General features: G+C 37.0%; 12 protein-coding genes. 8 read left to right on the top strand and 4 right to left on the bottom strand.

Annotated elements, in window-relative coordinates; genetic code table 11:
* Positions 1 to 76: 76 nt before the first annotated feature.
* From ACFOUY_RS09965 to ACFOUY_RS09955, 3 genes are all read right to left on the bottom strand, one after another.
* Positions 77 to 871, bottom strand: a complete 795-nt coding sequence (locus ACFOUY_RS09965; protein ID WP_378960373.1) for an SDR family oxidoreductase — start codon at positions 869 to 871, stop codon at positions 77 to 79.
* Between the two features lie 101 nt (positions 872 to 972).
* A complete protein-coding gene (locus tag ACFOUY_RS09960) occupies positions 973 to 1,806 on the bottom strand; it encodes an SDR family NAD(P)-dependent oxidoreductase (RefSeq protein WP_378960372.1) in 834 nt (277 codons plus the stop codon).
* A gap of 82 nt (positions 1,807 to 1,888) precedes the next feature.
* Positions 1,889 to 2,800 (bottom strand): helix-turn-helix domain-containing protein, encoded by a 912-nt coding sequence (locus tag ACFOUY_RS09955; RefSeq protein ID WP_378960371.1) that lies wholly within the window; start codon positions 2,798 to 2,800, stop codon positions 1,889 to 1,891.
* A gap of 444 nt (positions 2,801 to 3,244) precedes the next feature.
* Here ACFOUY_RS09955 and ACFOUY_RS09950 point away from each other — a divergent pair, with 444 nt between their 5' ends.
* The 4 genes from ACFOUY_RS09950 to fabF are packed head-to-tail and all read left to right on the top strand — an operon-like array spanning position 3,245 to position 6,147.
* On the top strand, positions 3,245 to 3,832 hold the full coding sequence (locus ACFOUY_RS09950; RefSeq protein WP_378960369.1) for a TetR/AcrR family transcriptional regulator: 588 nt from the start codon (positions 3,245 to 3,247) through the stop codon (positions 3,830 to 3,832).
* Positions 3,833 to 3,882: 50 nt separating this feature from the next.
* The gene (locus ACFOUY_RS09945; RefSeq protein WP_378960368.1) at positions 3,883 to 4,647 is read left to right on the top strand and encodes an SDR family oxidoreductase; all 765 of its coding nucleotides are present in this window, start codon (positions 3,883 to 3,885) and stop codon (positions 4,645 to 4,647) included.
* 19 nt (positions 4,648 to 4,666) lie between these two features.
* Positions 4,667 to 4,900, top strand: a complete 234-nt coding sequence (locus tag ACFOUY_RS09940) for a DUF2798 domain-containing protein (RefSeq protein WP_378960367.1) — start codon at positions 4,667 to 4,669, stop codon at positions 4,898 to 4,900.
* Complete coding sequence (gene fabF / locus ACFOUY_RS09935) at positions 4,897 to 6,147, top strand: beta-ketoacyl-ACP synthase II (protein WP_378960366.1); 1,251 nt, start codon at positions 4,897 to 4,899, stop codon at positions 6,145 to 6,147. The genes ACFOUY_RS09940 and fabF overlap by 4 nt, the downstream gene beginning before the upstream one ends.
* Position 6,148: 1 nt before the next feature.
* Here the strand turns inward: fabF and ACFOUY_RS09930 are convergent, their stop codons facing one another.
* Complete coding sequence (locus ACFOUY_RS09930; protein ID WP_378960365.1) at positions 6,149 to 6,799, bottom strand: YceH family protein; 651 nt, start codon at positions 6,797 to 6,799, stop codon at positions 6,149 to 6,151.
* 292 nt (positions 6,800 to 7,091) lie between these two features.
* On the opposite strand from ACFOUY_RS09930, the gene ACFOUY_RS09925 reads away from it, so the two are divergent.
* The 4 genes from ACFOUY_RS09925 to ACFOUY_RS09910 all read left to right on the top strand — a co-directional run bounded on the left by ACFOUY_RS09925 (position 7,092) and on the right by ACFOUY_RS09910 (position 11,960).
* Positions 7,092 to 7,715, top strand: coding sequence for a (2Fe-2S)-binding protein (locus ACFOUY_RS09925; RefSeq protein ID WP_378960363.1), 624 nt, complete (start codon positions 7,092 to 7,094; stop codon positions 7,713 to 7,715).
* A gap of 14 nt (positions 7,716 to 7,729) precedes the next feature.
* The gene (locus ACFOUY_RS09920) at positions 7,730 to 8,695 is read left to right on the top strand and encodes an FAD binding domain-containing protein (RefSeq protein ID WP_378960361.1); all 966 of its coding nucleotides are present in this window, start codon (positions 7,730 to 7,732) and stop codon (positions 8,693 to 8,695) included.
* Positions 8,696 to 8,697: 2 nt separating this feature from the next.
* The gene (locus ACFOUY_RS09915; protein ID WP_378960359.1) at positions 8,698 to 10,824 is read left to right on the top strand and encodes a xanthine dehydrogenase family protein molybdopterin-binding subunit; all 2,127 of its coding nucleotides are present in this window, start codon (positions 8,698 to 8,700) and stop codon (positions 10,822 to 10,824) included.
* Positions 10,825 to 10,913: 89 nt separating this feature from the next.
* Positions 10,914 to 11,960 (top strand): NAD(P)-dependent alcohol dehydrogenase, encoded by a 1,047-nt coding sequence (locus ACFOUY_RS09910; RefSeq protein WP_378960358.1) that lies wholly within the window; start codon positions 10,914 to 10,916, stop codon positions 11,958 to 11,960.
* The last annotated feature ends 274 nt before the right edge of the window (positions 11,961 to 12,234 follow it).

Here is a 12,234-nt window from a genome sequence, read left to right as displayed (position 1 = left end):
GGAAAATATAATGTCGATAAACCACAAAAAAATCAAGGAGCTCTACCCGCAGAACTTTAAAAATATAATGGGTTAATCAAATATGTAGTTTATAGGGCGGATACTCTGCAACAGCGTAAGCATCTGGACCTAAGAACAAATGTAAAGGTGCATTTTCACTTTCAGCTGCTGCAATAATTACATCACATCCTTTCGCTGGGTCGCCAGGCTGTTGGTTGTTAATATCATTCTGGTGCGCTGCCTGCGAATCTCGAACTTCCTTGTAAGCAATAATCGGATTAGATGGAACGGCTAAAGAACCTGAAGTAAGAAACTCTGTTCTGAAATAACCTGGCTCTACAACTGTAGCTTTAATGCCAAAAGATTTCACTTCAGCTGCTAAAGATTCAGTAAAACCAGAAACTGCAAATTTTGTGGCACAGTAGATTCCAAACCCAGGAAAGTTACCTGAGAAACCGGCGATTGATGAAATATTAAAAATGTGACCAGAATTTTGCTTTCTCATTTGAGGCAATACTTTTCTGATCACATTTAAGGAGCCAAAAACATTTACATCAAAGTTTTCTCGAGATTCCTTATCACTTAATTCCTCCAAAGCGCCAATCATTCCGTAACCTGCATTATTTACCACAACGTCCAATTCTCCGAATTTAGTTATTGTTTGGCTTACAGCTAATTCAACACTGCTTTCGTCGATTAAATCAACGGATAAAGGCAAGAAGTTTTCATGAGTACCAACTGCTTTTTCTAAGTCTGATATACTTCTTGAAGTTGCAGCGACACGATTGCCATTGCTTAATAATTTTTTCACTAATGTTAGTCCGAGGCCTTTTGAAGCACCTGTTACGAACCATACTTTTTTATTTTCCATAATTTTTGTTTTAAAATTTTAATAGCTTTCCGGCATAGCGAGGTACAAAGCAATCTCTTGAATATAAGATTGCTTCATGCCTCCTTTTAATAGAGATTTGTTTAGAAATCCGTAGATATTGTAATGGCTTTCCATTCTTGAAATTCTTTTTCCAACGATTCGATTTTTGTAGTTGCTCTTGATAAAGCATCGTTTCCAAGCAATAAATGAATAGGCGGGTTAGGCATCGCAGCCAAAGAAATCATAGCAGCTGCAGCTTTTTCAGGGTCACCTACTTGTTGTCCATCCATTTTTAAATATCTGGCATGCACAGCACGAACATCCTCATATTCAGCAATTGGATTTTTAGCCAATACTAAAGATTCTGGTGTAAGAAAACTTGTTCTAAATGCACCCGGAGCAACCACTGTAACTTTGATCCCGAACGCTTTTACATCTTCAGCTAAAACTTCAGATAGTGCAATCACAGCTGCTTTTGATGCCGAATACACCGCCCAGCCTGTTGCACCAATAATACCAGCGATAGATGCAATGTTAATAATATGCCCAGATTTTTGTGTTCGCAAATGTGGCATCGCTTTTCTGATTACATTTAGTGTACCAAAAACATTTACATCAAAACTGTTACGGGTTTCTTCATCGGTTAGTTCTTCAATGCTGCCGCCAATGCCATAGCCAGCGTTATTTATAACCACATCAATTTTACCAAATTGTGCTATAGTTGCGTTAATAGCCTGTTCTACACTTAATTCATCATTAAGATTTACTGGCAATGGAAGAAACTTTTCTGAATTTGAATTTACGGCAGTTGTTAGTTCATTAATATTTCTGGAAGTTGCCGCAACATACTGACCAGCTTTTAATAATTGGTTAACTAAACTTAGCCCTAAACCTTTTGAAGCACCTGTTACAAGCCAAACTTTTTTAAGTCCCATAATTTTATCCTTTTTGTTAAGACAAAATTACGCGAAGAATTAATATTCGATATTACATCATTCAAACCGATGATTACGAAATTCAAACAATTCTGTAAGAGGTTGGTGTATGGTTAGTTAATTTTTTGAAAAAGTTGTTGAAATGTGTAGGTTCTTCAAAACCTAAGCAATAGCCAATTTCAGAAATATTCCAGTCTGTATGTTTAAGTAAAGCCTTTGCCTCGCTTAATAAGCGTTCTGTGATATAATGTGTAGTGGTTTTTCCCGTAGTTTCTTTAATTGCACGGTTTAAATGATTGACATGAACCGAAAGTTGCGATGCGTAATCTTTAGCCGAACGCATTGTAAATCTCTGCGAAGTAGTTTCAATTGGGAATTGACGCTCTAATAGCTCGATAAATACCGATGTGATTCGGCTATTTGCATCAGTATGCTTAAACAAAGCTTCTGATGGTTGTGTTTTTAAAGCGAAGTGGGTAATTTCTGTAATGTAGTTTCTCAGCAAGTCGTATTTGTAAATGTAGTCGGTATTTATTTCCTCAAGCATCTTTTTAAATATTGAAGAAACGATAACATCTTGCTTTTCATCAAGTACATAGCCAGGTTTCCCGCCGGCTGCAAACATAGGCAAGTCGCCAATATTACCTCTGATTTTTTCTGTAAAGAAAGCCTCTGTAAAAATGCAGAAGAAACCCGTTACATTGCTTTTATCACCACTTGCTAATTCCCAGGTATATGGAACTAACGGATTAAAAAACAGAAGTGCGGTTCCATTTATTTCGATGCTTTTATCAGCGTAGTGATATATGTTGTGACCTCGGTTAAGCGCTATTTTATAGAAATCTCTGCGATTATAACTCATTTGCTTGTTATCGTCACGAAGACAATCTTCTAATTTGAAAACATTGAAGTGGCCTACGCCATTTTTCAAATTTTCAGGTAAAAAGCTAAATTTATTTTGATAGAAATCTTCTATAGTTTCTGTGGTACCCATATAAGCAAAGTTACAAAATTCAAACTTAAATTATTGTAAATGATACTGTGGGTTTTAAAACAATGATAGTAGTACATCAGAAGTAATTTAGACCTGATTAGAATGGCAGCCCGGATTTTTTCTATCGGGACTATAATGGAAAGCAGGAGTGAAGTAAACAACAAGCAGTAGAACTGCTCTACAAAAACCTCACCTTATTAAAGTTTATGCTGCTTCACATCTTCTGCAAGTCCCTCTCCTTGAAGAAAGGAAACATCATTTTGATATTAAAAGTGTTGGTTATCAGCTTATACGTTAATCTCTTTAAATCCATCTATTTATGGAAAGGGGAAATTAAAGTTAGCCTAGCAATTTTGCTTAATAGGTTTAGGTTAAAAAAATACTTCATCATGACAAATAAAAATACCAATCGGTATATATTTGCATCGTCAATTAATTAGAGAGATGACTAAAGCAGAGAAAACCAGAAATTATATCGTAGAAAAAACCGCACCTATTTTTAACATAAAAGGTTATGCTGGCACATCTTTAAACGATATTACGGCTGCAACAGGTTTAACTAAAGGCAGTATTTACGGCAATTTCGCTAATAAAGATGAAGTGGCATTGGCTGCCTTCGATTATAATTTAAATGACAATGTATCAAAAATAGAGGCTGCAATGGCTGCTCAAACTACATCGAAGACTAAGTTAATGAGTTATGTTGATGCTTACCAAAGTGTAATTGCCAGTACATTTACTAGTGGCGGTTGCCCAATTTTAAATACAGCGATTGATTCAGACGATACTCATCCGGCACTTCGCGAAAAGGTTGTAAAGGCCGTTTTATCCTGGAAAAAACGGATCATTAAATTAATTGAGGAAGGGATTGAAAACAAAGAAATCGCTGCTGATTCAAATTCGGAACAAATTGCTTTAACCATTATCGCAATGATTGAGGGAGGAATTATGATTTCACGATTAATGAATAAGCTTGAAAACTGGGATTTAATTATAGATTCTTTAAAAAATTATATCAATAGCCTCAAATAAAAAATTTTAAATTTAAATATACCGATTGGTATAAAATATTAATTATAAATATGAAAACTTCAAAAAACACCGTATTAATTATCGGCGGAACGGCTGGTATAGGTTTAGAAATTGTTAAACAATTAATTGCACTCGATAACCATGTTATTGTAACTGGTAGAAATAAAGAGCGTTTGGAGGCTGCTATTGCTGGCCTTAAAAACGTTACTGCAATTCCATTCGATGTAAGCAAAGCAGATGAAGTAGAAAATCTGGTTGAAAGAATCACTAAGAACTTCCCAAAGTTAAATATGGTAATTAACAACGCAGGGAAAGCAATTCTATACAATTTAGCAGATGCAAATGTAGATGTTTTTTCAAATGCAGAGGAAGAAATGTTGACTAATTATTTGTCGATTATTAGAATGAATCAAAAGTTTTTACCACTATTAAAAAGCCAGAATGAATCTGCTATTGTAAATGTATCATCGATTGTTGCTTACGTTCCCGGTATTAATTTGCCAGGTTACGCGGCAAGCAAAGCCGCGTTGCATTCTTACACCACTTCATTACGTTTAACGTTAGAAAATACTTCGGTTAAGGTTTTCGAGTTGATGCCGCCTTTGGTTGATACAGAATTTTCGAAAGAAATTGGCGGTCATAATGGAATCAAACCATCGTTAGTAGCTGATGAATTTATCGCAGCTTTAGCTAATGATGATTTTGAAATTCGTGTTGGCGATACCGCTAAAATTTACGAGCTTTTCCGCCAATCGCCAATTGCCGCCTTGAATGTAGTGAATGCGAATAGAAAAGACTGGTTACAAACGGTTTAACGTATCCGTATAAAGCAAAATGAAAAAGAAACTGGCTTTCGCTTTTATAATGGCGATATTTACCACCGGAATAGTAACGTTTGCAGCCATAAGCGTAAATCTTGGGTTCAATTCAATATTTATGAAAGTATGGTTAAAATCTTGGGGCATTTCGTACATCGTTGCTATTCCGGCTATATTATTAATCGCCCCAAAAATTCAATCGTTAGTTGACTTTTTATTTAAGGAAACCGACAAAAAAATAATAAAATGAAAAGAGTAGTTGTTACAGGACTAGGTGCTATTACGCCCCTTGGTAATACAGTAGAAAGCTTTTGGAAAAACATCTTAGCTGGTAAAAGCGGTGTTGGTCCGATTACTAAATTCGATACCAGCAAGTTTAAAACGCACTTTGCTGCCGAGGTTAAAGACTTTAATCCTGAATCTTTTTTAGATAAAAAAGAAGCAAGAAAATATGATACTTTTACGCAATATGCCATTGCATCAAGCGACCAGGCAATTACAGATGCTGGTTTAGATTTTACATCAATGACCGATGACCAATTGGCCGAAGTTGGCGTTATTTGGGCTACTGGAAATGGTGGTATTTCTACTTTTGAACAGCAATTAGCAGAATTTCATCAAGGTGATGGAACGCCAAGATTCAGTCCGTTTTTTATACCTAAAATGATTGTAGATATTGCGGCCGGAGCTATTTCAATCCGCCACAAATTACGTGGACCTAATTACTGTACGGTTTCGGCATGTGCCTCTTCTAACACTGCAATTATCAATGCTTTTGATACCATTCGTTTGGGCAAAGCAAATGTTATGGTTGCTGGTGGTTCTGAGGCTGCTATTACCGAAGCATCGGTTGGTGGTTTCAATGCTGCTCAAGCTTTATCTAAAAGAAATGATAGTCCGGAAACGGCATCAAGGCCATTTGACGAAAGCAGAGATGGTTTTGTAATGGGCGAGGGTGCAGGTGCTTTGATTTTAGAAGAACTGGAACACGCTTTAAATCGTGGTGCAAATATTTACGCTGAAATTGTTGGAGGTGGTATGGCTGCTGATGCTTACCATTTAACCGGAACACCTCCTGATGGAATTGGTGCAACTTTAGGAATGAAAAAAGCCTTGAATGATGCAGGAATTTCAGCAGATAAAATTGACTATATAAATGCACATGCTACCTCAACAGGTTTGGGCGATTTAAGCGAGTTAAATGCCGTAAAAAATGTTTTTGGTGATTTACCAGTAGTTGTTGGTGCATCAAAATCGATGACAGGTCATTTACTTGGTGCAGCTGGCGCTGTGGAAAGTTTAATAAGTGTGTTAGCCATTAGAGATGGAATTATTCCTCCAACCATTAATACAGAAAAATTGGATGAAAAAATTCCACAAGGATTAAATATTGTTTTAGGTATGCCTATTAAAAAAGAAATCAACTATGTTTTGAATAACACATTTGGTTTTGGTGGGCACGTAGCCAGTACAATTTTCAAGAAATATGAGGCTTAAGTTATTTGTCCATCAAAAGATTTACAAGCTCCTTTAAATCTTCCACTTCTTGTTCCAATTTTAAAATACGATTTTCCAGCTCTTCATTGGGTTGGAAAATTGTTGTTTTTGGAGCTTCTTGTTCAATTTCCTGAACTTCTGGCTGTTCGCCTAACAAATGAATAAAACGTGCCTCTTTCTGACCTGCCTTTTTTGGCAATAGTTTTACAAAATGAGGTTCTTCTTCTGATAGTTTTTGTAGCTGTTCTAAAATTTCTTCGATACTTTCAAATTCATATAATCTACCAGAATTACTGTTGATTTCTCCCGGAGTTAGTGGACCGCGTAAAAGTAATAAGCAAAGGATAGAAAGCTCTGAAGGAACCAAAGGATAAACAATTCCTAAATTATGTTTATATTTAATTACCCTACTCGAACCTCCTGTTGCTGTGGATATTAAACCTTTTATCTTTAACGAGTTTAACGTTAAAGTAACAGTTTCTTCATCATAATTTACCACTGGATTTCTTGAGCTTTTTTGGTTGCAAGCCGCCACTAAACTGTTTAAAGTCATTGGGTAGTAATCGGGCGTAGTTCTGCTTTTTTCGATTAAAGAACCTAAAACTCTTTGTTCTTCTTGTGATAAATCGGGTAGTGGTTTAATATCTTCCATGTGCTAAAAATAGAAATTGCAGTAACATTTTGGAAATTATTTTGTTATTAAAGATTTACGAGTAGTCGTTATACGCAGGTGTGAATCTTAATGCAAGGATAGGATTACAGTATTTATGCGAAAATCAATCTGCTCGTCATGCTGAAATAAATTCAGCATGACGAGCAGATTGATTTGGTGTTGATTTAACTACCTAAACCTTTTACCTTTATTAGAATTATTCTAAATTTCTTAATCAAGCGATTATAACATTTAGATTAACGAACTTTAAACATCATCCCATAACATAATTATGCAATCATCAGATAATAAACCTAACCAAGGAGATACACGGCGAGATTTCCTCAAGAAAAGTTCCTTAATTACAGCTATAGCGTTAACGCCATCAGCTGCATTAAAAGCTGCCGAAAGTCAAGCTGATGAGCGCTTTGCCGAACTTTTTGAAAAAATCCCACTAAATTTAACTGTAAATAATAAGGCTTATAAAACATCGGTAGAGCCAAGGGTTACACTTTTGGATTATTTAAGAGAGGAATTGCATTTAACCGGAACGAAAAAAGGCTGCGACCACGGTCAATGTGGTGCTTGTACGGTTCATGTAGATGGTGAAAGAGTAAATTCTTGTTTGAGCTTGGCTGTGATGAATGAAGGGAAGAAAATCACTACAATTGAGGGCTTGGCAAATGGAGAAGAGTTACATCCAATGCAAGCTGCTTTTATAAAGCATGATGGTTTTCAATGTGGTTACTGTACACCAGGGCAAATTATGTCGGCAGTGGCTTGTGTAAACGAGGGACATACAAATTCGCGTGCTGAGATTAGTGAATATATGAGTGGAAACATTTGTAGATGTGGAGCTTACCCTAATATTGTTGATGCAATAGTTGAAGTATCGAAAGGAGGAATTAAGGCATGATAAATTTCCAATACTTGAGAACAACCTCAGCAAAATCTGCTTTGGCTTTACTTTTAAAAGATAAAAATTCTAAGTTTTTAGCCGGCGGAACAAACCTTATCGATTTAATGAAAAGAGGTGTTGCTGCTCCTGAAAAATTAATTGATATTAATCATGTTCCTTTAAAGCAAATTGAGCTTGTTGGAAATAAAATAATCATAGGCGCTTTAGCATCAAATACAGCAGTTGCTGAACATACCTTAATAAAAGAAAAACTTCCGTTGTTGGCGATGGCTTTAAACGCTGGTGCATCTGCTCAGTTGCGAAATGTGGCTACTGTTGGAGGAAATATGATGCAACGGACACGCTGTGGTTATTTTTACGATACCGAAATGCCATGCAATAAACGCCAACCAGGTTCTGGTTGTGGAGCTATTGGTGGTTTCAACAGAATGCATGCCATTTTCGGAACTTCAGAAAAATGTATCGCTGTTCATCCGAGTGATATGTGCGTTGCCTTAACTGCTTTGGATGCGACCGTTGTACTTGCCAATTCGAAAGGCGAACGCAAAATGTTATTTAAAGATTTTCATCGCCTTGCGGGAGATACCCCGCAGTTAGATAATAACTTAAAAGCTGATGAAATGATTATTAGATTGGAAATTCCTATAAATAATCTAGCTAAGAATACACATTATTTAAAGGTTAGAGATAGGGCGTCTTATGCTTTTGCTCTCGTTTCTGTTGCTGCCGCAATGGAAATTTCGAATAATAAAATAGTTGATGTGAGGTTAGCAATGGGTGGTGTGGCGCACAAACCCTGGCGTTTAACTGCTTCTGAAAACTTCCTGAAAGGTAAAGATGCTACACTGGCTAATTTTGAGCAAGCAGCAAAATTAGCTATGACGGATGCAAAAGGATTCGGAGAAAATGATTTCAAACTCCAAATGGCACCAAATTCAATTATTGAGGCATTAAATGTTGCAAAATCTAAAGCGTAATCATGGAAAAGAAAGTTTTAAAAGATGAAAATGACCGCGTTGATGGCGTTTACAAGGTAACTGGGAAAGCTAAATACTTTGCAGAATACGAATTACCAGGCTTAACTTATGGAGTTTTAGTTACGAGCACCATTACAAAAGGAAAAATCACTTCTTTAGATACAAAAGCAGCAGAAAGAGCACCGGGTGTAATTTCTGTGGTCTCTCATTTAAATAAGCCATCGGCAACTGCATACGAGCAAGAAGGTGGCTCACCAATGAAGATTTTTTATACAGATAAAATCTTCTTCAATGGACAACCAATTGCCATAGTTGTTGCAAATACTTTTGAAAGAGCAACCTATGCTGCATCATTAGTTAAAGCAACTTACACAAAGGAAGAATTTAATACTGATTTTGAGAAGGCTGTCAGCGATTCAAAATCTAAGAAACTTCAAGGTCAGCCAGATTATAAGCGTGGCGTTGAAGATGCTTACAAAACTGCTGAAATTAAAATTGAGGCGAAATATCATCTCCCGATTGAAACGCATAATCCGATGGAATTACATGGGATTATTGCAGATTGGCGTCCAAATAATCAGGTTATTGTTTATGCAAAAACACAGGGTGTAAAAGCTACTCAGGGCACAATTGCCAATGTTTTTAAAATTCCAATCGAAAACATTCAGGTTAATTCAGAATTTGTAGGTGGCGGCTTTGGTATGGCTTTAAGAACCTGGCCTGTTGAAATTGCCACCGTTATGGCATCAAAACATATTGGTAAACCCGTAAAATTGGTCCTTACCAGGATGCAGATGTTTACCATGGTTGGAAATAGACCTGCAGCGGTACAAACCATTGGCTTGGGTGCAAGTAAAGATGGAAAATTAACGGGCATTACGCATAGGGCATTTGGCGAAACTTCGGTTTACGAAAACTTTACCGAAGGCGTAGTTAATATGGCGAAATTTATGTATCAATGCGATAATGTAAATACGCAATATACTGTTGTTCCTGTTGATTTAGGGGTTCCAATCTGGATGCGTGGTCCAGGTGAGGCAACGGGTGCTTTCGCTTTAGAAAGTGCCATAGATGAAATGGCTCATGCTTTAGATATGGATCCATTGGATTTCAGGACTAAAAACGACCCTGAGCAAGACCAGCAACGTAACAAACCTTTTTCTGATAAAAACATAAAAGAGGCTTATCGTATTGGCGCACAAAAAATAGGATGGAGCGAACGGAAAAATAAACCGGGAAGTTTAGTGGACGGGCAATGGAAAGCTGGTTTTGGAGTAAGCATTGGCGTTTTTAATGCCAATAGGGGAAGGGCAAGTGTAAAAGGAATTTTAAAAGCGGATGGAACTTTGGTTTTGCAAAGTGCGACTAGTGATATTGGCCCAGGAACAGGAACCGGTATGACCTTGATTGCGAGTAAGCTTTTGGGAATTTCTGGAGATAAAATTAAATTCGAACTCGGCGATTCTTCCTTGCCTCCAGCGCCAAGTCAGGGTGGTTCTGCAACGCTATCAACCGTTGGTTCGGCAGTAAATGATGTTTGCGTGGCTCTAAAATCTGTAATTGCAGAGTTAGCCGCCAATTCAAATATGGATGCTACCTCAAATTTTGTTGATGTTCTGAAGAAAAATAATCTTCCATCTGTAGAAGTGACTAAGCAGAGTCAGGCGGGAAAAGAACGCGAAGATTATTCTATGTATTCGTTTTCTATCCACTTCGTAAAAGTAAAAGTTCATAGTTTAACTGGTGTAGTTAAGGTTGATAAAATTGTTTCCGTTGGCGATTCTGGAACTATTGTGAGCCCTAAGACCGCTCGTAGTCAAATGGTTGGCGGTGCGGTTGGTGGTGTAGGAATGGCTTTAACAGAAGAGTCAATTATAGACCATCGTTACGGAAGATACATCAACAACAATTTTGCAGATTATCACGTTCCGGTGAATGCTGATATTCCTGAAATTGAAGTTCATTTTATCAATAAACCCGATCCTCATATCAATCCAATGGGTGCAAAAGGTATGGGTGAAATAGCTTTAATTGGTTTTTCAGCGGCAGTTGCAAATGCAGTTTTTAATGCCACAGGCAAGAGAATCAGAACTTTGCCTATTACGCCAGATAAGATTTTGGCAAGTTAATTTTACATATTACCAACGCTTTAAGATTGCTTCGTACTTCACAATAACGACTCATTTAGCTAGCTTTGGAACACAAAATAATTTAATATATGATAGCTGCAAAAGGATACGCTGTTCACAGCCAAACCGATAAATTGGCTCCATGGAATTTCGAAAGAAGAAACGTTGGGCCGAAAGATGTTTTAATTGAAATTTTATTCAGTGGAATTTGTCACTCAGATATTCACCAGGTTCGTAGCGAATGGGGACCAGCTCGTTACCCAATGGTTCCGGGACACGAAATCGTTGGCCGCATTACAGAAGTAGGTTCTGATGTTACTAAATTTAAAGTGGGTCAGTTAGCCGGAATTGGCTGCATGGTTGATAGCTGCAAAGAATGCCCAACTTGCAAAGGCGGTCAGCAACAGTTTTGCGAAAAAGGCGAAACCGTTTGGACATATAATAGCCTAGAACGCGATAAAAAAACACCAACATACGGCGGTTACTCAAACAAAATTGTTTGTACCGAAGAATTTGTTGTTCATGTTTCTGATAGATTACCTTTAGCTGGCGTAGCACCATTATTATGTGCTGGTATTACAACTTATTCTCCAATTAAAAGATGGGGAATTAAAAAAGGACATAAAGTTGCTGTATTAGGCTTAGGCGGTTTAGGCCACATGGCTGTTAAATTCGCTGTTGCTTTTGGTGCTGATGTTACGGTTTTGAGTACTTCGCCATCTAAAGAACAGGATGCTAAGAAATTAGGTGCGCATCATTTTGTAATTACCAAAGATCCTGAAGAATTAAAGAAATATGCGAAGCATTTCGATTTTATTATTGATTCAGTTTCTGCTCCACATGATTATGAAATGTACTTAAAGTTATTGAATGTTAATGGTGTTCAGATCTGTGTGGGATTACCACCAGAGCCATTAAAATTTCCAGGTTCGGCATTAATGCAAGGAAACAGAGCCTTAACAGCATCAAGCATTGGTGGCATTGAAGAAACTCAGGAAATGCTGGATTTTTGCGCAGAACACGATATTGTTTCGGAAGTTGAGGTAATTAACATCAACTATGTTAACGAAGCTTACGAACGTGTTTTGAACAGCGATGTTAAATATCGATTCGTAATTGATATGGATACTGTTTAGTCTGAAAAAGTTCGTCATGCTAAAATTATTTGAGCATCTCTCATACTTTTAAGTCCTTAACCGTTTTAAGATCTTGAAATAAATTCAGGATGACGAGGTGGTTATATCGAATATTTTAGGTATTTATTAATGTTCGTTGCTGAATTCATTTCAGTATCATATGTTTAACAAAAAAGAGGCTGTCTCAAAATAAATGAGGCAGCTTTTTTTGTGTTTAAATAAATCTGGAGTGTTATCTGTCTGTTGCTGGTTAGAAATATTTTATTTAACCATT

This window comes from Pedobacter jamesrossensis, assembly GCF_042650905.1.
Taxonomy (GTDB): Bacteria; Bacteroidota; Bacteroidia; order Sphingobacteriales; family Sphingobacteriaceae; genus Pedobacter; species Pedobacter jamesrossensis.
The sequence above is the reverse complement of the archived record's forward strand: the minus strand, read 5'-3'. Positions and strand labels throughout refer to the sequence as shown.